At 63.3% G+C, this 21,168-nt stretch carries 27 protein-coding genes; 4 read left to right on the top strand and 23 right to left on the bottom strand.

The genetic code is table 11. The annotated features are described in order from the left end of the window. The 22 genes from rplR to rpsL all read right to left on the bottom strand — a co-directional run bounded on the left by rplR (nucleotide 1) and on the right by rpsL (nucleotide 13,270). On the bottom strand, nucleotides 1–339 hold the full coding sequence (gene rplR / locus HT578_RS19415) for a 50S ribosomal protein L18 (RefSeq protein WP_039388062.1): 339 nt from the start codon (nucleotides 337–339) through the stop codon (nucleotides 1–3). Further along, nucleotides 339–872 carry a 50S ribosomal protein L6 gene (gene rplF, locus HT578_RS19410; protein ID WP_039388064.1) on the bottom strand — a complete coding sequence of 178 codons (534 nt, stop codon included), beginning with the start codon at nucleotides 870–872 and terminating at the stop codon, nucleotides 339–341. The genes rplR and rplF overlap by 1 nt, the downstream gene beginning before the upstream one ends. Next, entirely contained in the window at nucleotides 872–1,267 is a 396-nt protein-coding gene (gene rpsH / locus HT578_RS19405; RefSeq protein WP_039388066.1) for a 30S ribosomal protein S8, read from the bottom strand. The genes rplF and rpsH overlap by 1 nt, the downstream gene beginning before the upstream one ends. Nucleotides 1,268–1,281: 14 nt before the next feature. Next, nucleotides 1,282–1,587, bottom strand: a complete 306-nt coding sequence (gene rpsN / locus HT578_RS19400) for a 30S ribosomal protein S14 (RefSeq protein ID WP_039388068.1) — start codon at nucleotides 1,585–1,587, stop codon at nucleotides 1,282–1,284. 29 nt (nucleotides 1,588–1,616) lie between these two features. Further along, entirely contained in the window at nucleotides 1,617–2,201 is a 585-nt protein-coding gene (rplE, locus tag HT578_RS19395) for a 50S ribosomal protein L5 (protein WP_039388070.1), read from the bottom strand. Further along, complete coding sequence (gene rplX, locus HT578_RS19390) at nucleotides 2,194–2,508, bottom strand: 50S ribosomal protein L24 (protein ID WP_039388072.1); 315 nt, start codon at nucleotides 2,506–2,508, stop codon at nucleotides 2,194–2,196. Before rplX ends, rplE begins: the two co-directional genes overlap by 8 nt. Further along, nucleotides 2,508–2,876 carry a 50S ribosomal protein L14 gene (rplN, locus tag HT578_RS19385; protein ID WP_039388073.1) on the bottom strand — a complete coding sequence of 123 codons (369 nt, stop codon included), beginning with the start codon at nucleotides 2,874–2,876 and terminating at the stop codon, nucleotides 2,508–2,510. Before rplN ends, rplX begins: the two co-directional genes overlap by 1 nt. Before the next feature lie 88 nt (nucleotides 2,877–2,964). Next, on the bottom strand, nucleotides 2,965–3,252 hold the full coding sequence (gene rpsQ, locus HT578_RS19380; RefSeq protein WP_039388075.1) for a 30S ribosomal protein S17: 288 nt from the start codon (nucleotides 3,250–3,252) through the stop codon (nucleotides 2,965–2,967). Nucleotides 3,253–3,264: 12 nt separating this feature from the next. After that, nucleotides 3,265–3,468 carry a 50S ribosomal protein L29 gene (gene rpmC / locus HT578_RS19375; RefSeq protein ID WP_039388078.1) on the bottom strand — a complete coding sequence of 68 codons (204 nt, stop codon included), beginning with the start codon at nucleotides 3,466–3,468 and terminating at the stop codon, nucleotides 3,265–3,267. 3 nt (nucleotides 3,469–3,471) lie between these two features. Continuing rightward, nucleotides 3,472–3,903 carry a 50S ribosomal protein L16 gene (rplP, locus tag HT578_RS19370; RefSeq protein WP_039388080.1) on the bottom strand — a complete coding sequence of 144 codons (432 nt, stop codon included), beginning with the start codon at nucleotides 3,901–3,903 and terminating at the stop codon, nucleotides 3,472–3,474. A gap of 22 nt (nucleotides 3,904–3,925) precedes the next feature. Next, nucleotides 3,926–4,621 carry a 30S ribosomal protein S3 gene (gene rpsC / locus HT578_RS19365; RefSeq protein ID WP_039388082.1) on the bottom strand — a complete coding sequence of 232 codons (696 nt, stop codon included), beginning with the start codon at nucleotides 4,619–4,621 and terminating at the stop codon, nucleotides 3,926–3,928. A 3-nt stretch (nucleotides 4,622–4,624) separates the two neighbouring features. Then, complete coding sequence (gene rplV, locus HT578_RS19360) at nucleotides 4,625–5,002, bottom strand: 50S ribosomal protein L22 (RefSeq protein WP_213501118.1); 378 nt, start codon at nucleotides 5,000–5,002, stop codon at nucleotides 4,625–4,627. Then, nucleotides 5,002–5,280: a 30S ribosomal protein S19 gene (gene rpsS / locus HT578_RS19355; protein WP_039388086.1), complete on the bottom strand. Its 279-nt coding sequence runs from the start codon at nucleotides 5,278–5,280 to the stop codon at nucleotides 5,002–5,004. The genes rplV and rpsS overlap by 1 nt, the downstream gene beginning before the upstream one ends. A 6-nt stretch (nucleotides 5,281–5,286) precedes the next feature. Beyond that, on the bottom strand, nucleotides 5,287–6,123 hold the full coding sequence (gene rplB / locus HT578_RS19350; protein ID WP_039388087.1) for a 50S ribosomal protein L2: 837 nt from the start codon (nucleotides 6,121–6,123) through the stop codon (nucleotides 5,287–5,289). Nucleotides 6,124–6,127: 4 nt separating this feature from the next. Continuing rightward, nucleotides 6,128–6,442 (bottom strand): 50S ribosomal protein L23, encoded by a 315-nt coding sequence (locus HT578_RS19345; RefSeq protein ID WP_039388089.1) that lies wholly within the window; start codon nucleotides 6,440–6,442, stop codon nucleotides 6,128–6,130. Next, nucleotides 6,435–7,061, bottom strand: coding sequence for a 50S ribosomal protein L4 (gene rplD / locus HT578_RS19340; protein WP_039388090.1), 627 nt, complete (start codon nucleotides 7,059–7,061; stop codon nucleotides 6,435–6,437). Before rplD ends, HT578_RS19345 begins: the two co-directional genes overlap by 8 nt. 3 nt (nucleotides 7,062–7,064) lie before the next feature. Then, on the bottom strand, nucleotides 7,065–7,820 hold the full coding sequence (gene rplC / locus HT578_RS19335) for a 50S ribosomal protein L3 (RefSeq protein ID WP_039388091.1): 756 nt from the start codon (nucleotides 7,818–7,820) through the stop codon (nucleotides 7,065–7,067). A gap of 358 nt (nucleotides 7,821–8,178) precedes the next feature. After that, the gene (gene rpsJ, locus HT578_RS19330; RefSeq protein ID WP_007011873.1) at nucleotides 8,179–8,490 is read right to left on the bottom strand and encodes a 30S ribosomal protein S10; all 312 of its coding nucleotides are present in this window, start codon (nucleotides 8,488–8,490) and stop codon (nucleotides 8,179–8,181) included. A gap of 336 nt (nucleotides 8,491–8,826) precedes the next feature. Next, nucleotides 8,827–10,017 carry an elongation factor Tu gene (gene tuf / locus HT578_RS19325; RefSeq protein WP_039388092.1) on the bottom strand — a complete coding sequence of 397 codons (1,191 nt, stop codon included), beginning with the start codon at nucleotides 10,015–10,017 and terminating at the stop codon, nucleotides 8,827–8,829. Nucleotides 10,018–10,111: 94 nt separating this feature from the next. Then, nucleotides 10,112–12,205 (bottom strand): elongation factor G, encoded by a 2,094-nt coding sequence (fusA, locus tag HT578_RS19320; RefSeq protein ID WP_039388093.1) that lies wholly within the window; start codon nucleotides 12,203–12,205, stop codon nucleotides 10,112–10,114. A gap of 128 nt (nucleotides 12,206–12,333) precedes the next feature. Continuing rightward, nucleotides 12,334–12,804 carry a 30S ribosomal protein S7 gene (rpsG, locus tag HT578_RS19315; protein ID WP_039388094.1) on the bottom strand — a complete coding sequence of 157 codons (471 nt, stop codon included), beginning with the start codon at nucleotides 12,802–12,804 and terminating at the stop codon, nucleotides 12,334–12,336. Nucleotides 12,805–12,898: 94 nt separating this feature from the next. Beyond that, nucleotides 12,899–13,270, bottom strand: coding sequence for a 30S ribosomal protein S12 (gene rpsL, locus HT578_RS19310; RefSeq protein WP_007682177.1), 372 nt, complete (start codon nucleotides 13,268–13,270; stop codon nucleotides 12,899–12,901). Nucleotides 13,271–13,975: 705 nt separating this feature from the next. Here rpsL and HT578_RS19305 point away from each other — a divergent pair. From HT578_RS19305 to HT578_RS19295, 3 genes are read left to right on the top strand one after another with little or no spacing between them, the layout of a single operon-like run. Next, nucleotides 13,976–15,496, top strand: a complete 1,521-nt coding sequence (locus tag HT578_RS19305; RefSeq protein ID WP_213501117.1) for a TadE/TadG family type IV pilus assembly protein — start codon at nucleotides 13,976–13,978, stop codon at nucleotides 15,494–15,496. Next, nucleotides 15,493–16,122 carry a TadE/TadG family type IV pilus assembly protein gene (locus HT578_RS19300; RefSeq protein ID WP_213501116.1) on the top strand — a complete coding sequence of 210 codons (630 nt, stop codon included), beginning with the start codon at nucleotides 15,493–15,495 and terminating at the stop codon, nucleotides 16,120–16,122. Before HT578_RS19305 ends, HT578_RS19300 begins: the two co-directional genes overlap by 4 nt. After that, nucleotides 16,119–16,754 (top strand): TadE/TadG family type IV pilus assembly protein, encoded by a 636-nt coding sequence (locus HT578_RS19295; RefSeq protein WP_213501115.1) that lies wholly within the window; start codon nucleotides 16,119–16,121, stop codon nucleotides 16,752–16,754. Before HT578_RS19300 ends, HT578_RS19295 begins: the two co-directional genes overlap by 4 nt. Before the next feature lie 88 nt (nucleotides 16,755–16,842). On the opposite strand, the gene putP is transcribed toward HT578_RS19295, so the two are convergent. After that, nucleotides 16,843–18,330 (bottom strand): sodium/proline symporter PutP, encoded by a 1,488-nt coding sequence (gene putP, locus HT578_RS19290; protein ID WP_039388098.1) that lies wholly within the window; start codon nucleotides 18,328–18,330, stop codon nucleotides 16,843–16,845. A gap of 367 nt (nucleotides 18,331–18,697) precedes the next feature. Here putP and katG point away from each other — a divergent pair, with 367 nt between their 5' ends. Further along, on the top strand, nucleotides 18,698–20,953 hold the full coding sequence (katG, locus tag HT578_RS19285) for a catalase/peroxidase HPI (RefSeq protein ID WP_277884176.1): 2,256 nt from the start codon (nucleotides 18,698–18,700) through the stop codon (nucleotides 20,951–20,953). Nucleotides 20,954–21,168: the final 215 nt, after the last annotated feature.

The raw sequence follows: 21,168 nt of genomic DNA, 5'->3' as shown, positions 1-21,168 counted from the left end.
TCAGAACTCCAGCCCGCCTTCGCGGGCGGCATCGGCCAGCGCCTTGACGCGACCATGATAGAGGAAGCCGCCGCGATCGAACACGACCGAAGTGATGCCCGCCTTCTTGGCGGCCTCGGCGAGTTCCTTGCCCACGCGGATGGCGGCATCGGTGTCAGCGCCCTTGCCGCCAAGCGTGTTGGCAGCAGCGACCGTACGGCCCTGCGCATCGTCGATGATCTGGGCGTAGATGTGACGTCCGGTGCGGTGCACCGAAAGACGCGGACGGCCCGAAGCCGACGCGCGAAGGGCGGTGCGCACGCGCTGACGGCGGCGCTGGAAAAGGGAAAGCTTTGCCATTACTTCTTCTTCCCTTCCTTGCGGAAGATGAACTCGCCGCGGTACTTGATACCCTTGCCCTTGTAGGGCTCGGGCTTGCGCCAGCGACGGATCTCGGCCGCGATCTGGCCGACCTTCTGCTTGTCGATGCCCGAGATCTCGACGGTGGTGTTATCCGGCGCCTTGATCTCGATACCTTCGGGGATGTCGATGTCGACATCGTGCGAGTAGCCAAGCTGAAGCTTGAGCTTCTTGCCCTGGATCTGTGCGCGGTAGCCGACGCCCTTGAGTTCAAGGACCTTCGAGTAGCCTTCGGTCACGCCGCCAACAAGGTTGGCGACGAGCGTGCGCTGCATGCCCCAGTGGCTGCGAGCCTGCTTCGACATGTTGACGGGCTGGATTGCAACCGCGCCATCTTCCACCGAGCAGGTGACCTGGTCGGACACACCCATGGTGAGCGTGCCCTTGGGGCCCTTCACCGAGAGGACGTTGTCCTTGAGATCGGCAGTCACGCCAGCGGGGATCGCCACGGCCTTCTTACCAATACGGCTCATCAGAACACCTCCGCCAGCACTTCGCCACCGACGTTGTCGGCACGTGCTTCGGCATCCGAGAGCACGCCCTTGGGCGTCGAGACGATGGTGATGCCAAGGCCATTGCGCACAACCGGGAGTTCCTTGGAACCCGAGTAGACGCGGCGGCCAGGCTTGGAGACGCGGGCGATGTGCTTGATAGCGGGCTCGCCTTCGAAGTACTTCAGCTCGATGCGAAGCTGCGGATGGGCACCGGTGGTGTCATCGCTGTAGCCACGGATGTAGCCCTCACGCTGGAGGACTTCGAGCACGCGCGCACGCAGCTTGCTGGCGGGGGAAAGGACGGAGTCCTTCTTCGCCTGCTGGCCGTTGCGGATGCGGGTGAGCATATCACCCAGGGGATCGGTCATAGCCATTGCTTATGTATCCCTTACCAGCTCGACTTGGTCACGCCGGGGATCATGCCCTTGTTGGCAAGATCACGCAGCTCAACGCGGCACAGGCCGAACTTGCGGTAGTAACCACGCGGACGACCGGTCGTGGCGCAGCGGTTGCGAACCCGGGTCGGGTTGCCGTTGCGCGGGATCTCGGCCAGCTTCAGACGGGCGATGAGGCGCTCGGTTTCGTCGAGCGAGGTGTCATCGGCAATCGCCTTGAGGCGTTCGTACTTACCTGCGTACTTCTTGACGAGCTTCTTACGACGCTCGTTCTTGTTCACGGAACTCAGTTTCGCCATGGACTTAAGCTCTCTTCCTCAGCGGCGGCTCACGCCGCCTCCTTCTCTTCCGCGGCTTCTTCAACCGGGAACGGGAAACCGAAAAGACGCAGCAGTTCGCGTGCTTCTTCGTCGGTCTTGGCGGTGGTGGTGACGATGATGTCCATGCCACGCACCTTCTCGATCTGATCGTAGCTGATCTCGGGGAAGATGATCTGCTCCTTCAGGCCCATCGCGTAGTTGCCGCGGCCGTCGAACGACTTGGCGTTCAGACCACGGAAGTCGCGAATGCGGGGCATCGCGATCGTGATGAGGCGATCGAGGAATTCGTACATGCGTTCGCGGCGCAGGGTAACCTTGCAGCCGATGGGCATGCCTTCACGCAGCTTGAACTGCGCAATCGACTTGCGAGCCTTGGTGATCACGGGCTTCTGGCCGGCAATCTTTTCCATTTCGGCCGCGGCGGTCTGGACCTTCTTCTTGTCCTGGCTCGCCTCGCCCACGCCCATGTTGAGCGTGATCTTCTCGATCGAAGGCACTTCCATCACGTTCTTGTAGCCGAACTTTTCGGTCATCGCCTTGACGATTTCCGCATCGTACTTCGAACGCATACGCGGGGTGTACTTATCAGCCATCGATGGTCTCCCCGGTCTTCACGGCCACACGGACCTTCTTGCCGTCCTTCTCTTCGAAGCGAACGCGGGTCGGCTTGCCGTCAACGGCAACCGCGACCTTGCTGATCGCCATCGGAGCGGGATTGCGCTCGATGCCGCCCTGCGGGTTCTGCTGGGTCGGCTTGCGGTGACGAGTGGCGACGTTCACGCCCTCGACCACGACCTTGCCGTCCTTGGGCATGACCTGGAGCACAGCGCCGGTACGGCCCTTGTCCTTGCCCGACAGAACGATGACCTGGTCACCCTTCTTGATCTTCGCGGCAGCCATTACAGCACCTCCGGAGCAAGCGAGATGATCTTCATGAAGCCCTTGCCGCGAAGCTCGCGAACCACGGGGCCGAAGATACGGGTGCCGATCGGCTCCTCGCTCTTGTTGATGAGCACGGCAGCGTTGCTGTCGAAGCGGATGACGCTGCCGTCGGGACGACGAACGTCCTTACGGGTGCGCACGATGACAGCACGGTGCACGTCGCCCTTCTTGACGCGCGCGCGCGGCTGCGCTTCCTTTACCGACACCACGATGATGTCGCCGACGCCTGCGAAACGACGCTTCGAGCCACCCAGTACCTTGATGCACTGGACGCGCTTCGCGCCGCTGTTGTCCGCGACGTCGAGATTGGATTGCATCTGGATCATTGATCCGGTTCCTTCTCAACGGCTTGCCGGAACCAGTCCGGCAGTTCCAAAAAAGCTCCCCCGGCGGTTAAGCCGGGGGCGTCTCAAATCAGTTGGCGGCCTCTACGTCGAGATTAGCCTCGATGGCAATACCCTTTCCGGCCTGCAACGTGTCGAGAACCTTCCAGGTCTTCGACTTTGAGATCGGTTTGGTTTCCTCGATGCGGACGCGATCACCAATGTGGTACGCGTTCTCTTCGTCATGGGCGGCATACTTCTTCGAGCGACGAATGATCTTGCCGTAAAGCGGGTGCTTCACGCGGCGCTCGACGAGTACGGTAACGGTCTTGTCGGTCTTGTCGGAAACGACGGTACCGATCAGAATACGCTTGGGCATCGTGTTTCCTCCTTACTTCGCCGCAGCCGAACGCTCAGCCTGGAGCGTCTTGATGCGGGCGATGTTGCGACGGACCTCCTTGATCCGGGCCGGTGCCTCGAGCTGGCTCGTGGCGGCCTGGAAACGAAGGTTGAACTGCTCGCGCTTCAGCGCGACCAGCTCTTCCGTGAGCTGGTCGTCGGTCTTGGCGCGGAAGTCTTCAGTCTTGGCAGCCATGAATTAACCCTCCAGGTGCGAGGTGTCGCCGAGACGGGCAACGACCTTGGTCTTGATGGGAAGCTTCATCGCAGCGCGGCTGAAAGCCTCAGCGGCGAGCGGGCCGGCAACGCCGTCCAGCTCGAACAGGATACGGCCCGGCTTCACACGCGCGGCCCAGTATTCCACCGAACCCTTGCCCTTACCCTGACGGACTTCAGCAGGCTTCTTCGAAACCGGCACGTCGGGGAAGACGCGGATCCAGAGGCGACCCTGGCGCTTGATGTGACGCGTGATCGCGCGGCGAGCCGCTTCGATCTGGCGGGCGGTGATGCGTTCCGGCTCGAGAGCCTTGAGGCCGTAGGAGCCAAAGTTCAGATCGGTGCCGCCCTTGGCATCACCCTTGATCTTGCCCTTGAAAGCCTTGCGGAACTTGGTCTTTTTCGGTTGCAGCATGGTGCTTACTCTATCCTAAGCCTCAGCGCGCCGGACGGACGCCGGAGGTCTGAGCCTCCATCATCAGCCGGTCCTGCGCCATCGGGTCGTGGCCCAGGATCTCACCCTTGAAGACCCAGACCTTGATGCCGATGATACCGTAAGCGGTCAGCGCTTCGGCTTCGGCATAGTCGATGTTGGCACGCAGCGTGTGGAGCGGCACGCGACCTTCGCGGTACTGCTCGACGCGCGCGATCTCCGCGCCGCCCAGACGGCCACCGCACATGATCTTGATGCCTTCGGCACCCAGACGCATGGCCGACTGCATCGCGCGCTTCATCGCACGACGGAAGGCAACGCGGCGGATCAGCTGGTCCGCAATGCCCTGAGCGATCAGCTTGGCGTCGACTTCCGGCTTGCGGATTTCAACGATGTTCAGCTTCACTTCGCTCGAGGTCATCACCGCAAGCTTCTTGCGAAGCTTCTCGATGTCCGCGCCCTTCTTGCCGATGATCACACCGGGACGAGCTGCGTAGATCGAGATGCGGCACAGCTTGGCCGGACGCTCGATGACCACCTTCGAGATCGCTGCCTGGGGCGCGTTCTCGAGGATGAACTTGCGGATCTTGAGGTCTTCCTCAAGCAGCTTGCCGTAGTCCCGGCCTTCCGCGAACCAGCGGCTGTCCCAGGTACGGTTGATCTGCAGACGCAGACCGATCGGATTGCTCTTATGACCCATGGATCAGGCCTCCTCGACTTCGCGAACGACGATCCGCAGACGTGAGAACGGCTTGAGGATCCGGGTGCTCTTGCCACGACCACGGGTGTGGAAGCGCTTCATGGTGATCGACTTGCCGACCGACGCCTCGGCGACGACGAGGGCGTCGACGTCGAGGTTGTGGTTGTTCTCCGCGTTGGCGATCGCCGAAGCGAGAACCTTGCGGGCGTCCACGGCCATGGCCTTCTTCGAAAAAGCGAGGATGTTCATCGCTTCCTCAGCCTTCTTGCCACGGATCAGGGCGGCGACGAGATTGAGCTTCTGCGCCGAACCACGGATGGTGGTACCGACCGACAGGGCTTCCTTTTCGCCGACGCGGCGGGGTGCTGCCTGCTTGCTCATTAGCGCTTGCCCTTCTTGTCGGCAGCGTGGCCGGGGAACGAACGCGTAGGCGCGAATTCACCGAACTTGTGGCCGACCATGTCCTCGTTGACCGAGACCGGGATGAACTTGTGCCCGTTGTAGACGTTGAACGTCAGACCAACGAACTGCGGAAGGATGGTGCTGCGACGCGACCAGGTCTTGATCGGACCAGCGCGGTTGCCGGCATCCTGCGCGACCTCAGCCTTCTTGAGAAGGTACAGGTCGACGAAGGGGCCTTTCCAGACGGAACGTGCCATCGTGTCTTACCTCTTCTTCTTGGCGTGGCGCGAACGGATGATCATCTTGTCCGTCTGCTTGTTGTTGCGAGTGCGGGCACCCTTGGTCGGCTTGCCCCACGGAGTAACCGGATGACGGCCACCCGAGGTGCGGCCTTCACCACCACCGTGCGGGTGGTCGACCGGGTTCTTGGCAACACCACGCGTCAGCGGGCGACGGCCCATCCAGCGCTTGCGGCCTGCCTTGGCGAGGGTCTGGTTCTGGTTGTCGGGGTTCGACACCGCACCGACCGTGCCCATACAGTCGCCACGCAGGTAGCGCTGCTCGCCCGAGTTGAGGCGCACGATGACCATGCCGCGGTCACGACCGACGACCTGGACGTAGGCACCGGCCGAACGGGCGATCTGACCACCCTTGCCCGGCTTCATCTCGACGTTGTGGCAGATCGTACCGACCGGCATCTGCGACAGGAGCATGGCGTTGCCCGGCTTCGTGTCGCACTTCTCGGCGGCGATGACCTTGTCGCCGGCAGCAAGGCGCTGCGGAGCGATGATGTAGGCCTGTTCGCCATCCGCGTAGTTGATGAGCGCGATGAAGGCGGTGCGGTTGGGATCGTATTCGATCCGCTCGACGGTGCCTTCAACGTCCCACTTGCGACGCTTGAAGTCGATGTAGCGGTACTTCTGCTTGTGACCACCGGCAATGCCACGCGACGTGACATGACCCTTGTTGTTGCGGCCACCGGTCTTGCGCTTGCCTTCGGTCAGAGCCTTGACAGGCTTGCCCTTCCACAGCGCCGACTTGTCGACGAGGACCAGGCCGCGGCGGGCGGGGCTGGTCGGGTTGTAATGCTTGAGTGCCATCGGATCAGCCCTGTACGCCTTCGGTGATGTCAATCGGCTGCTGACCTTCGGCCAGCGTGACAATCGCCTTCTTCACGTCGCTGCGGCGGTAATCCTTACCGCGCCAGCGCTTGGTCTTGCCCTTGGTCACCAGCGTGTTGACGCTCTTGACCTTGCGGTCGAACAGCGCCTCGACGGCAGCCTTGATCTCGGGCTTGGTCGCATCGCCGGCCACCTTGAAGACGACCGCGTTGTTCTCGGAGAGAAGCGTCGCCTTTTCGGTGATGTGCGGTGCAAGGATCACGTCGTAGTGACGGATTTCTGCAGCGGTCTTAGCCATTGAAGCGCGCCTCCAGCTTTTCGACAGCGGCGCGGGTGAGCACCAGCGTATCGTGCTTCAGGATGTCGTAGACGTTCGCGCCCTGGGCGGGGAGAACGTTCACGCCGATGAGGTTGCGAGCGGCCTTGGCGAAGTTGTCGTTGACGGCTTCACCGTCGATCACGAGCACCTTCTTGCCGAAGTTCGCCTTGGCGAGCTGACCGGCGAGGACCTTGGTCTTGGCGTCGGCAACGTCGAGCGTGTCGACGATGACGAGACCGGCCTTGGCCTTCGAGGAAAGCGCCATCTTGAGACCCAGCGCGCGCAGCTTCTTGTTCAGCGACTGGCCGAACTCGCGGCGACGGGCACCATGAGCCTTACCACCGCCGATGAAGACGGGAGCTGCACGGTCACCGTGACGAGCCGTGCCGCCGCCCTTCTGGCGACCCCACTTCTTGCCGGTGCGCGCAACGTCCGAACGTTCGCGGGTGGCGCGGGCGATGCCGCGGCGGTTTTCCATCTGCCAGGTAACGACACGGTGCAGGATGTCCGCGCGCGGCTCGAGGCCGAACACGTCATCCGACAGCTCGATGTCGCCGTTGCCGGCGGAACCGTCGATATTGAGGACCTGAACCTTCACGACTTAGCCCTCCTGGCCTTCGGTCGCTTCGACAGCCGCGGTGTCTTCCGCGGGGGTGTCAGCAGCCGAATCGTTGCTGTTGGCGGCCGTCTTGAGGCCGGCGGGGTACGGAGCCTCGGCGTGACGGGCGACCTTGACGGCGTCCGAAACGGTGAGCCAGGCATTCTTCGCGCCCGGGACCGAGCCCTTGACGAAGATCAGGCCACGCTCGTCGTCCACGCGGACGATCTCGAGGTTCTGCTGGGTGCGCTGACGGTCGCCCATGTGGCCGGCCATCTTCTTGTTCTTGAACACCTTGCCCGGATCCTGACGGTTACCCGTCGAACCGTGCGAACGGTGCGAGAGCGACACACCGTGGGTGGCGCGCAGACCGCCGAAGCCCCAACGCTTCATGGCGCCTGCAAAGCCCTTGCCCTGGGTGTGGCCGGCAACGTCGACGAGCTGGCCGGGCACGAAGTGCGAGGCAGCAATGGTCGAGCCGACTTCGAGCAGCGCGTCGTCAGCGACGCGGAACTCGGCAACGCGCATCTTGAGCGAGACTTCCGCCTTGGCGAAGTGCTCGCGCTGCGGCTTGGCAACGTTCTTCTGCTTGGCTTCGCCGGCACCGAGCTGAACCGCGACGTAGCCGTCACGATCGTTGGTGCGGACCGAAACCACCTGGCAATCTTCCAGCGCCAGAACGGTCACGGGCACATGCCGGCCGTCCTCCTGGAAAAGGCGGGTCATCCCGACTTTCTTGGCGATCACGCCAGTACGCATGATCTGTCTCCTCAACAGAGGCCTGCCCGGGCCCATCCCGAACAGGCGTGTCCAGCCCAATGATGTGATGCATGCCCCGTCCGGGCTGGAATGTTCCCTGCTCAAGGCCCGAATGGCCCGGCGGAAACGAGACGGGGGACGCATTCCCGGTTCAACCCCGAAGGATGGAACCGGAGGTATCCCTTGTGTCCTCTCGGCCCGAAGGCTCTGGAGGCTCTGTCTCTGCGCGTTTTGCCGCGCAAAGCCGATCTCGATGGATCGACAAGGTTATCTGAACCCGAAGGTCCGAATTTCGCCCGATCGTTTAGCGTCCGATCAGAAAGACGGACGGGGTCACCTGAGGCGACCCCGAGCTGGATCAGGCCAGCTTGATCTCGACGTTCACGCCGGCCGCGAGGTCCAGCTTCATCAGAGCGTCGACGGTGGCAGCGTTCGGCTGCACGATGTCAAGCAGACGCTTGTACGTGCGGACTTCGAACTGCTCACGCGACTTCTTGTCGATGTGCGGACCGCGGTTCACGGTGAACTTCTCGATCTTCGTCGGCAGCGGAATGGGGCCCCGAATGAGCGCGCCGGTGCGGCGGGCCGTGTCAGCGATTTCGCCAGTCGCCTGGTCGAGCACGCGGTGGTCAAACGCCTTGAGGCGAATGCGGATGTTCTGAGCTTCCATGTACCTGCTACCGATGAGAAAGAGCCAAAGGGCGCGAAGCCCTGTTAAATTCGAGCCGCGCAACTACACGCTGATGCGCGGTCTAGCAAGCCCTGATTTGCGATTTTCTGCGCCCTGCCCGCCCCATATCCAACAAGGCCATGGCGACGCACGATTCTATCACATGCAAGCCCGGTCGCGAAGCGATCGAGCCAGGAGAAACCGGGCCGTCGGACCGACCACCCGCGAACTCCCAGGAGCGGCCCGCGACTCGCCGAGCCGGCCCCATAAACGCGAAGGCCCAGCCCTGCTTGCGCAGGACCGGGCCAATCACGTTAGTCGTCAAAGACCTGCGGATTAGGCAGTGATCTTGGCAACAACGCCCGAGCCGACGGTGCGGCCGCCTTCGCGGATTGCGAAGCGCAGACCTTCGTCCATGGCGATCGGCGCGATCAGCTTGACCGAGATGGTCACGTTGTCGCCCGGCATCACCATTTCGGTGCCCTCGGGAAGGATCACTTCGCCGGTGACGTCGGTGGTGCGGAAGTAGAACTGCGGACGGTAGTTCGCGAAGAACGGGGTGTGACGGCCACCTTCGTCCTTCGAAAGCACGTAGACCTCAGCCGAGAACTCGGTGTGCGGGGTCACGGTGCCCGGCTTGGCGAGAACCTGGCCACGCTCCACGTCGTCGCGCTTCAGGCCACGGATCAGGGCGCCGATGTTGTCGCCAGCTTCGCCCTGGTCGAGCAGCTTGCGGAACATTTCCACGCCGGTGACGGTGGTCTTCTGGGTGTCGCGGATACCGACGATTTCGACTTCTTCGCCAACCTTGATGATGCCGGTTTCGACGCGGCCGGTGACAACCGTACCACGGCCCGAGATCGAGAACACGTCTTCGACGGGCATCAGGAACGACTGGTCGGTCGGACGCGGCGGCTGCGGGATGTAGTCGTCAACAGCCTGCATCAGCTCGAGGATCTGGTTCTTGCCGATTTCGTCGTCGCGGCCTTCGAGAGCGGCCAGAGCCGAACCCTTGACGATGGGAATATCGTCGCCCGGGAAGTCGTACGAGGAGAGAAGCTCACGGACTTCCATTTCGACGAGCTCGAGGAGCTCTTCGTCGTCGACCTGGTCAACCTTGTTGAGGAACACGACGAGAGCCGGGACGCCAACCTGACGGGCGAGCAGGATGTGCTCACGGGTCTGGGGCATCGGGCCGTCAGCAGCGTTCACCACGAGGATGGCGCCGTCCATCTGAGCCGCACCGGTGATCATGTTCTTGACGTAGTCAGCGTGACCCGGGCAGTCGACGTGCGCGTAGTGACGGTTGGCGGTCTCGTACTCGACGTGTGCGGTCGAGATGGTGATGCCGCGCTCGCGCTCTTCGGGAGCCTTGTCGATGTTGGCGAAGTCGACGGCTTCACCGAAGCCGGCTTCTGCCAGAACCTTGGTGATCGCCGCGGTGAGGGTGGTCTTGCCATGGTCGACGTGACCGATGGTGCCGATGTTGCAGTGCGGCTTGTTCCGCTCGAATTTTGCCTTGGCCATCTTACAAACCTTCTTTCACAATGAACTTGAATCTGGGGAATTCGAGGCGGCTCCCACAGAATCGCAGGCGCCGCCCCTAGAACCATTCTTGCCCTTAAGCAAGCTTCTCCTTCACTTCCGCCGCGACGTTGGCCGGAACCTCGTCGTAGTGGCTGAAGATCATCGAGTACTGAGCGCGTCCCTGGGTGAACGAACGCAGCTGGTTCACGTAGCCGAACATGTTGGCGAGCGGCACGTTGGCCTCGACAACCTGGGCATTACCACGGCTGTCGGTGCCCTGGATCTGACCGCGGCGGCTGTTCATGTCGCCGATAACGTCGCCCATGAACTCTTCCGGGGTCACAACCTCGACCTTCATGATCGGCTCGAGGATCTTGATGCCCGACTTCTGCGCGGCTTCGCGCATGCAGCCACGGCCGGCGATTTCGAAGGCCAAGGCCGACGAGTCGACGTCGTGGTACTTACCGTCGATGAGCTCGATGTCGAAGTCGACGATCGGGAAGCCGATGAGAGCGCCGGTCTCGGCGGTCTCGCGCATGCCCTTCTCGACCGACGGGATGTATTCGCGCGGAATGTTACCGCCCTTCACCGAGTCGACGAAGTTGATGCCGGCACCGCGCTCACCCGGGGTGAGCTTGACCTTCACTTCTGCGAACTGGCCCGAACCACCCGACTGCTTCTTGTGGGTGTAGACCAGCTCGACGGGCTTGCCGAGGTATTCGCGGTACGCCACCTGCGGCGCGCCAACGTTGGCCTCGACCTTGAACTCACGGCGCATACGATCGACGATGATGTCGAGGTGAAGCTCGCCCATGCCCTTGATGATGGTCTGGCCCGATTCGTGATCCGACGAAACGCGGAACGAAGGATCCTCGGCAGCCAGGCGCGAAAGGGCGATGCCCATCTTTTCCTGGTCGGCCTTGGTCTTGGGCTCCACCGACAGTTCGATGACCGGCTCGGGGAATTCCATGCGCTCGAGGATGATCGGAGCCTTCTCGGCGCACAGCGTGTCACCGGTGGTGGTCTCCTTCAGACCCGCGACAGCCACGATGTCACCGGCATAGGCCATGTCGATGTCTTCACGGTTGTTCGAGTGCATGAGCAGCATGCGGCCGACCTTTTCCTTCTTGTCCTTCACCGAGTTCAGGTACGAACCCTTCGAAAGGATGCCGGAATAGATGCGGCAGAAGGTCAGCGAGCCGACGAACGGGTCGTTCATGATCTTGAACGCGAGCGCCGCGAAGGGAGCCTCGTCGCTCGAGGGGCGGCTTTCTTCCACGTCGCTGTCGGGCAGCACGCCCTTGATCGCGGGAACGTCCACCGGGCTCGGCATGTAGTCGACAACGGCGTCGAGCAGGGGCTGCACGCCCTTGTTCTTGAACGCCGAGCCGCACAGCACGGGCACGAAGGCGCGCTCGAGCGTACCCTTGCGGATCAGCTTCTTGAGCGTGTCGACGTCGGGCTCGTTACCTTCGAGGTAAGCTTCCATGATGTCGTCGTCCTGCTCGACGGCGGTTTCAAGAAGCTTCTCGCGGTACTCGGCGGCCTTGTCGGCCAGGTCAGCCGGGATCTCGCCGTAAGTGAACGAGGCGCCGAGGCCGTCGTTTTCCCAGACGATCGAGCGCATCTTGACGAGGTCAACAACGCCCGAAAGGTCAGCTTCCGCGCCGATCGGCAGCGTCAGAACCAGCGGGGTCGCGCCGAGGCGGTCGATGATCGACTGGACGCAGTAGTAGAAGTCTGCGCCGGTGCGGTCGAGCTTGTTGACGAAGCACATGCGCGGAACGCCGTACTTGTCGGCCTGACGCCACACGGTTTCCGACTGCGGCTCAACGCCGGCAACGCCGTCGAACACGGCGACCGCGCCGTCGAGGACGCGCAGCGAACGCTCGACTTCAATGGTGAAGTCGACGTGGCCCGGGGTGTCGATGATGTTGATGCGGTGCTCTTCACCCTGACCGTCTTCCGCCTTCCACATGGTGGTGGTGGCAGCCGAGGTAATGGTGATGCCGCGTTCCTGCTCCTGCTCCATCCAGTCCATGGTGGCGGCGCCGTCGTGCACTTCGCCGATCTTGTAGGACTTGCCGGTGTAGTAGAGGATACGCTCGGTCGTGGTGGTCTTGCCGGCGTCGATGTGCGCCATGATACCGATATTGCGGTAGCGTTCGATCGGATGGCTACGTGCCATGGTGCAGGTTCCTTAGCAGGAGGGTTTGGAGGCGAATGCGGGCCCAAATAAACCCGTGCCTCCTGAATTGAAAGTGTGACGCGCCCATGACGCCGCCGAAACGGTGCCAAGGCGCGCCACGAAGCGTCTTACCAGCGGTAGTGCGAGAAGGCGCGGTTCGCGTCCGCCATGCGGTGCGTGTCTTCGCGCTTCTTCACGGCGTTGCCGCGGTTGTTCGCCGCATCCATGAGCTCACCCGAGAGGCGTGCCGACATGGTGGTTTCGGGACGGCCGCGGGCGGCCGAGATGAGCCAGCGGATGGCCAGGGCCTGGGCGCGCTCGGGGCGCACTTCGACGGGGACCTGGTAGGTCGCACCACCGACGCGGCGGCTACGGACCTCGATCTGCGGCTTCACGTTGTTCAGGGCATCGTGGAACAGCTGGACCGGATCGGCCTTGGCTCGGGTTTCCATGGTGTCGAGCGCGCCATAGACGATACGCTCGGCAGCCGACTTCTTGCCGTCGTACATGAGGTTGTTCATGAACTTCGACAGGACCAGATCACCAAACTTCGGATCCGGCAGGATTTCCCGCTTCTCGGGACGACGACGACGTGACATCGTTTTGAATTCCTTGTTCTTGCGGTCGGGCGCCGAAGCGCATCACCGACCGTGAAATGTCATGGAGCGATGCGCGAGACGCACCGCTGCCGGATCACTTGGGACGCTTGGCGCCGTACTTCGAGCGCGACTGCTTGCGGTCCTTGACGCCCTGCGTGTCGAGCACGCCGCGCAGGATGTGGTAACGCACACCGGGAAGGTCGCGCACACGGCCGCCGCGGATGAGCACAACCGAGTGCTCCTGCAGGTTGTGGCCTTCGCCCGGGATGTACGAAATGACTTCACGGCTGTTGGTGAGGCGCACCTTGGCGACCTTGCGAAGTGCCGAGTTCGGCTTCTTCGGGGTCGTGGTGTACACGCGGGTGCAGACGCCACGCTTCTGCGGGTTCTGCTCCATGGCCGGGACCTTGGACTTGGCCTTCTGCGGCTCGCGACCCTTGCGGATCAGCTGGTTGATAGTGGGCATCTATACTCTTCTTTCAAATGGGAGTGCGATGGATCCGGCCCGTTCCGTGGCGCAAACCCGGCCACGGGACGGACCCTTCGCACCCCGGGTCTAAGGGCCGATGCAAGGCTGGAAAGGAAGAGTGCAAGTGCGTCGCGCGGAATATCGGCCAACTGCACGCCAGCCCCTGAACCGAGGCACCTGCGCGCTACGCCGCATCCAGCGCGAGCCGAAAAACACTCCACCCGGCCCAGTTGGCACCGGATTACTCTGCCCGTGGGCCTAGCGATGTCTTTCCGGACCGAATCGGACCGGGAGGCAATCCGGAAGGACTGCGGCTTCCACCATCAAGAGGCTGGAAACCCATCGAAAACCACACACGAGCAGTGTTCAGCTCTATGCTGTTCCCCCGAACGATGTCCGGAGGAGATGGGCGCCCTTACGCAAAAGCGGCAGATCGGTCAAGGTCAGCATTCGCCAGCAGGCGTCCGAAACATGGTTGATCAGGAAGCGCAACACGGCCGCCGAGCCCGTCCCCGCCGCGAGCGAAGCCGTCCGGACCATCATGGCGCCAGCGTCACGGCAGATCCTTTGGCAGCAACAGGCAATACGCTCCGGATCACGCCTGTGTTCATCACCAATTATTGGGCTTAATCTGTAATTTATCGAATTCTTTACAAATGGAGAATTAACCACGCGGCACTAGTGAAGCCGGAGTCCCGAAGCATGGCAATGCCGCCGTTCCTCAAACGCCTGATCGTCGAGCGCGACGGCAATACCATTCTGATCGTGGCCGCCGCGCTTCTGCCCCTGATTGCGATCATCGGAGGCGGGCTCGACATGAGCGTGGCCTATCTGGTTCGTGGCAAACTGCAGAATGCATGCGATGCCGGTGTGCTTGCGGGGCGCCAGATCATGGAAGGCTCGCGCTGGAACCGGACCGCCGAAGACGAAGCCGACCGCTTCTTCGATTTCAACTTCGAAGAGGGCTTGCTGGGTACGCGCGCGGTCGCCTTCGAGGCGAACCCGAACCCGGATGACAGCAACGAGATCCTCGGGACAGCGCAGGCAACCGTGCCGATGTCGCTCATGCGCATCTTCGGCTACACCCAGACCGAAGTCACGGTCGAGTGCAACGCCAAGCGCGACATGGGCCACAACGACGTGATGCTCGTGCTCGACGTCACCGGGTCGATGAACGATGCGCCAAGCTCCGGCGGCTCGACCAAGATCCGGCGCCTGCGCTCGGGCGCGATGGGCCTCTACCGCGCGCTTGACGAGGACAACGGCTCGGTCACTCGCTTCGGCATCATGCCCTATTCGCACACCGTGAACGTCGGTCGCTCGCTGATGAACAAGGACATCCTCAAGGTCCAGCCTTACGTCCACGTAGGCCGTGTCTGCAGCGGATATGGCTGGAACCAGAGTTGCTACAATCGACTGGAAACCAAGTGGGTCGACATTAACGAATCCTCCTGGAACATCGGCAACGGCGGCGGCAATACCGGCGGCAATACGCAGAACTTCCGGACCAGCGGCGACGGCTGCATCGAGGAACGCCCATCAATCGGCAACAGCCTCGATCCCTTCGAGATCGAGACGAGTGTCTCGCGCGAGGACGTCGACACCCGCGCGGGCAACGCGGGCAACGAGCCCGAACTCCAGTTCGGACGCTACGATCCCGCCGTGCAGGAACTGGAGGACCAGAGTGGCTGCCCGTCCGAGGCGTCAACCTTGCGCGAATACAGCTCTGAGAGCAGCTTCCAGACCGCTGTCAACAACGCCACCGCGCGGGTCACGGGCGGCACGTACCACGACATCGGCATGCTCTGGGGCCTCCGTTTCATCTCGCGCACCGGCTTCTTCTCAGCCGACAACCCGCTCGAGCGTGACGATGTCCCCGTGCGCCAGCACATCGTCTTCATGACCGACGGGCGGCTCGACACTGACGCGGGTAATGGCGGTCACAACCTCTACAGTGCATACGGCCTGCAATATTACCAGAGGCGCGTTCAGGGCTCCGGCGCCATTCGCGACCGACATATTTCCCGCTTCGATTCGGCCTGCACGCTGGCCAAGTCGATGGGCGTCACGATCTGGGTCATCGCGCTCGACGTGACCGATACTGACGACATCGAATCGTGCGCCACCAGTTCCTCGCAGTTCTATACGAGTGACGGCTCCGACCTTGAACAGATCTTCGAGGACATCGGCCGCGGCATCGGCAACCTGAGGTTGACGCGATGAGACTGCCTCCCCTCCTGCGCCGCCTGAGGCGGAACCGGAGCGGCGTCACCGCCGTCGAGTTCGGACTTCTCATCGGCCCGCTCATGGTGCTCCTGACCGGCGCCTTTGATCTTGGCTACCAGTCCTACGTGCTCTCGGTCCTGCAGGGCACTCTGTCGGACGCGGCGCGGCGCGCCTCGGTCGAAGAGCCCGAGTTCATGACCGAGGGAGACACGACCGAGGAGCGCGTGGCCGCACAGATCCGCGCGCAACTCGCCAGCATTGCTCCCAATGCCAATCCGCAGATCACGATTCGCAACTACTACGAGTTCAGCGGCATCGGGAATGCCGAGAAGCTGATGACCGACGTCAACCGCAACGGCCGCTTCGATTACTACGACGGCGACTGCTGGCTCGACAGCAACGGGAACGGCGAATATGACCTCGATGCCGGGCGCAGCGGCATCGGCGGCGCAAACGACATTGCCTTCTACGAGGCCACGATCGAGGTTGACCGCCTGCTCCCCGTCCATCTTTTCACAGGTGGCAACGCCGCGGTTTCCCTCACCGCGAAGAGCGCCTTTCGCAACCAGCCCTACAGCGCCCAGGCCGTACCGCCGGTCCTGTGCGGGGAGCGGCGGCGATGAAGCCCCTGCCCTCCCGCCTGCAGGAACTCAAAGCCGATGAGAGCGGCGTTGCGATCATCGAATTCGCCCTCATCGCGCCGCTCTTCCTGATGGTTCTGTGTACCGGCCTCGAACTCGCCAACTACGCCCGCGCACAGCTGCGCGTGAGCGAGATCGCGATGAGCGTGGCCGACAACGCCGGGCGCGTCATGGGTGGGATCGACGAGGCCAACGTCCAGGAGGTCTTCGCCGGGGCCGCCTCCATCGGCGAAAGCATCGATTTCGAGCCCAATGGCCGCATCGTCCTCTCCTCGCTGGAGACCAATGGCCGCACCGGACGCAATGCCGGCCAGATGATCCGCTGGCAGCGCTGCTGGGGGGATGGCGACTTCGAGCCCGCCTATGGCACCCAGGGCACGGGCCGCACCAACGATGCGCTGGCGCAGGGCATGGGCCGCAACGGGCACCGCATTGCCGCGTCCTCGAACACCGCGATCATGTTCGTGGAAGCCAGCTACACCTACCAGCCGCTGATCGTCGCGGCCTTGTTCGATACCGGCACGATCCGGTACGAAAGCGCCTTCAACGTGCGCGGGCGGCAGAACCAGGAACTGAGCAACGCGCAAGGCCTGCCCGTCGCCAGCTGCGACTGACGCACCCCTCGAAACTTCGCACAAAAAGGGGGCGCCCCGATGCCGGGACGCCCCCTTTTGTCTGTTCAGGCTCCTATCGAACGGGCGATCATGCCATGGCCGCGGCCGCTTCCTTGCTGGACGTCATCTTGCTGACGGCAAAGATGGCCAGCGTGGAGGCGATGACGCCCGGAATGATCTCGTAGACGCCGGGTCCGCCCAGGAAGCTCGCGTTCCACTCCATCGCGATCCAGAAGATCACGACCAGCGCGCCCACGATGAGGCCCGAAACCGCGCCCGCCCCCGACATGCCGCGCCAGGTCAGCGCGAGCAGGATCATCGGCCCGAATGCCGCGCCGAAGCCGGCCCAGGCGTTCGAGACAAGCTGGAGCACCTCGCTCTCGGGGTCACCCGCGATGGCGATGGCCGCCAACGAGACGATCAGCACGGCCACGCGCCCCACGTTCACGATCTCGCGCTCCGAGGCGTCCTTGCGCAGGAACAGGCGGTAGAAGTCTTCCGCCAGCGAGCTGGACGAGACCAGCAGCTGCGAGGAAATCGTGCTCATGATCGCGGCGAGGAGCGCGGCCAGCAGGAAGCCGGTGATGAGCGGGTGGAAGAGCAGATGCGCAAGCGCGATGAAGATCGTTTCGGGGTCATCGAGCGGAATGCCGTTGCGCTGCATGTAGGCACGGCCCGCAAGGCCCACGCCCAACGCGCCGATCAGCGAGACCAGCATCCAGCCCATGCCGATGTTGCGTGCAACCTTGACGTCCTCGACACTGCGCACGGCCATGAAGCGCACGATGATATGCGGCTGCCCGAAATAGCCCAGCCCCCAGGTCACCGCGGAGAGCCAGCCGATGAAGGTCAGGCCATGGGTGAGGCTGAGGAAGTTGGGGTCGATCTCGGTCAGCGTCACTTCCATCTGGGCAAAACCATCGCCCTGCCCGCCCCAGAGCACCACGACCGGCATCAGGATCAGCGCGACGACCATGATGCAGCCCTGGCAGAAGTCGGTGAGCGAGACGGCCAGAAAGCCGCCGATCATCGTGTAGGCCAGCACCACGCCTGCGGTCATCCAGATCCCGAACATGTAGTCGCTCATGCCGACATCGCCGAAGAGACCTGCAAAGCTGGTGACGAAGAGCTTGCCGCCACCGACAAGGCCGGCCGCGGTATAGACGGTGAAGAACACGACGATGATGACCGCCGACACCACGCGCAGCAGCGTCGCCTTGTCGGGGAAGCGGTTGGCGAGGAATTCGGGAATGGTCAGTGCGTTGCCGTAGGAGACCGTCTGCTCGCGCAGGCGCGGGGCCACCACCACCCAGTTGACCAGTGCGCCCAGGAAAAGGCCAATGCCGATCCAGGCTTCGACCAGCCCCGAGGCATAGAGCGCGCCCGGCAGGCCCATGAGGAGCCAGCCCGACATGTCCGAGGCCCCGGCGGAGAGCGCCGCGACGGCCGGGTGCAGGTTACGCCCGCCCAGCAGATAGCCTTCAGAGTCCTCGGTGGACTTCTTCCAAGCATAGAGACCGATGCCAAGCATCAGGACAAAGTAGAGGGTTAACGATATCAAGGTTCCTGTCTGCATAGGCCGAGGACATAGCCACCCGAGTCGCAAAACCCAAGGCGTGCAGGGTAGAAAGCCCGAAATTGACAGGATCGCATCGTGTCAGATGACGATGCTTGCCGGATCAGCCCTACCCGCGACATATCCTTAGGTCGCTCATACAATGCGTTTCATCGCGGCCCATGCCAATTTTCTATTTTCCACTCGGAACTTGGTGCAGGCGCGAACGCGAACCAATCGCAATATTGCTGAAACTTTGCCAGTTTGATCGACGCAATCGATCACACTTATCTGGCCTCCCCGTTTGGGCTCGCCCGCGCACGGGCCTACCCTGCCTCCAGCGCGCTGAAACCAGCGCCGCGTTCGTCGCAACAGGTGGAGAGGCTCCATGCCCAAGAACACAAAGATGACCCTTCGCGCCGCCCTTCTGGGCAGTGCGCTCACCCTTCTCAGCCCCCACGCAGCTTTCGCCGCGGTCGAGAACGAAACCGTGATGGAAGAGGACACCTCGGTCCGCGCCAAGATCCACGGCATGACCAACGAGGACTGGTGGCCCCAGCGCCTCGACCTCGCCCAGCTGCGCCAGCACGAGGCGATGTCCAACCCCTACGGCGCCGACTTCGACTACGCCGCCGAGTTCGCCAGCCTCGACCTTGCCGCCGTCAAGGAGGACATCCGCAAGGTCCTCACGACCTCCCAGCCCTGGTGGCCCGCCGATTACGGACACTACGGCCCCTTCTTCATCCGCATGGCCTGGCACTCGGCCGGCACCTACCGCGTGGGCGATGGCCGGGGCGGTTCGGATGGCGGCGAACAGCGCTTCGATCCCCTGAACTCCTGGCCCGACAACGTCAGCCTCGACAAGGCCCGCCGCCTCGTCTGGCCGATCAAGCAGAAGTATGGCCGCAAGCTCTCCTGGGGCGACCTCATGGTGCTGTCGGGCACGGTGGCCCTGGAAGACATGGGCTTCAAGACGCTCGGCTTTGCCGGTGGCCGCGTCGATGCCTGGCAGCCCGACCTCGTCTACTGGGGCCCGGAAACCAAGATGATGGGCTCCGAGCGTTACACCAAGGACGGCAAGCTGCAGAAGTCGCTCGCGGCGACCACGATGGGCCTCATCTACGTCAACCCGGAAGGTCCGGGTGGCAACCACGACCCGGTTTCGGCCGCGCAGGCCATCCGCGTCGCCTTCGGCCAGATGGCGATGGACGACGAGGAAACGCTGGCTCTGATCGCGGGCGGGCATACCTTCGGCAAGGCGCACGGTGCGCACAAGCCCGAGGACTGCCTGGGTGACGAGCCCACCGCGGCGGGCGTCGAACAGCAGGGCCTTGGCTGGAAGAACTCCTGTGGCAAGGGCAACGCCGAGGACACGCTGACCTCCGGCCTTGAAGGCGCCTGGTCGGCCGCTCCCACCCGGTTCACCACCCAGTACATCGACAACCTCCTCAACTTCGAGTGGACGACGACCAAGAGCCCCGCTGGCGCCACGCAATGGATCCCGACCGATCCGGCCGCCGCCAGCCTCGTCCCCGACGCGCATGTCGAGGGCAAGTTCCACGCGCCGATCATGTTCACCACCGACATCGCGCTCAAGCGCGATCCGGGCTTCCGCGCGGTACTCGAACGCTGGCAGCAGGACCCGAGCCTGTTCGCCAAGGCCTTCGCGCGCGCCTGGTTCAAGCTGACCCACCGCGATCTGGGACCCGAGGCCCGCTACCTGGGCGCCGATGTGCCCGGTGAGACCTTCGTGTGGCAGGACCCACTGCCCGAACCCAGCTTCGCCCCGCTCAGCGCCGCGCAGGCGGACGCCCTCAAGTCGACGATCCTGTCCTCCGGGCTGACCGTGCCCCAGCTCGTGCGCACCGCCTGGGCCTCGGCCGCGACGTACCGGGGCACCGACATGCGCGGCGGCGCGAACGGCGCACGCCTGCGGCTCGATCCGCAGACCTCCTGGGCGGTCAACGATCCGACTGAACTGAAGATGGTGCTGGGCCAGTTGGACAAGATCCGCGCGAGCGCGGCCAAAGCCGGTACGCCGATCTCGATGGCCGACCTCATCGTTCTTGGCGGTGCGGCCGCGATCGAAAAGGCCGCGAGCGACGCCGGACACCCGGTCAAGGTGCCCTTCACGCCCGGCCGTGTCGATGCCACGCAGGACATGACCGACGCGGCCTCCTTCGCCTATCTGGAGCCCAAGGCCGATGCCTTCCGCAACTACTACAGCGAAGGTGCCAACTACGCGCCGGCCGACGCCATGGTCGACAAGGCCGACATGCTGGGCCTGACCGTTCCCGAAATGACCGTTCTTCTCGGCGGCATGCGCGCGCTGGGCGCGAATGCAGGCGGGTCGACGGCAGGGATCTTCACCAGCCGCCCCGGCCAGCTCACCAACGACTTCTTCGTCAACCTGCTGACGATGGACACCGTCTGGTCGAAGTCGGCCTCCCCCGGCCTCTACGAGGGCAAGGACCGCGCAAGCGGAGAGGCGAAGTGGACGGCCACCCCGGTCGACCTGATCTACGGTTCCAACTCGGAGCTGCGCGCCGTCTCAGAAGTCTATGCTTCGGCTGACGCACAGGACCTGTTCGTGTCCGACTTCGTCGCGGCCTGGACCAAGGTGATGAACGCGGACCGCTACTGAATGCGTTGGGGCGGCGGGCAAATACGCCCGCCGCCCCTCCCTCTTGCACCAAGCAGATGCGCCACCCGCCCACTCAGCCATCGGCCTGCATAGAAAAAAGTGCCCCACAATGGCGCACACGATGCAAACGAATGCCCCCTCACAAATGCGGGAACACGCTCCTGTGCACACGTCGGGCAACGACACGTCACACTTCACGAACACCTTGAACAGTA

This window comes from Novosphingobium decolorationis (assembly GCF_018417475.1).
Taxonomy (GTDB): domain Bacteria; phylum Pseudomonadota; class Alphaproteobacteria; order Sphingomonadales; family Sphingomonadaceae; genus Novosphingobium; species Novosphingobium decolorationis.
The sequence above is the reverse complement of the archived record's forward strand: the minus strand, read 5'-3'. Positions and strand labels throughout refer to the sequence as shown.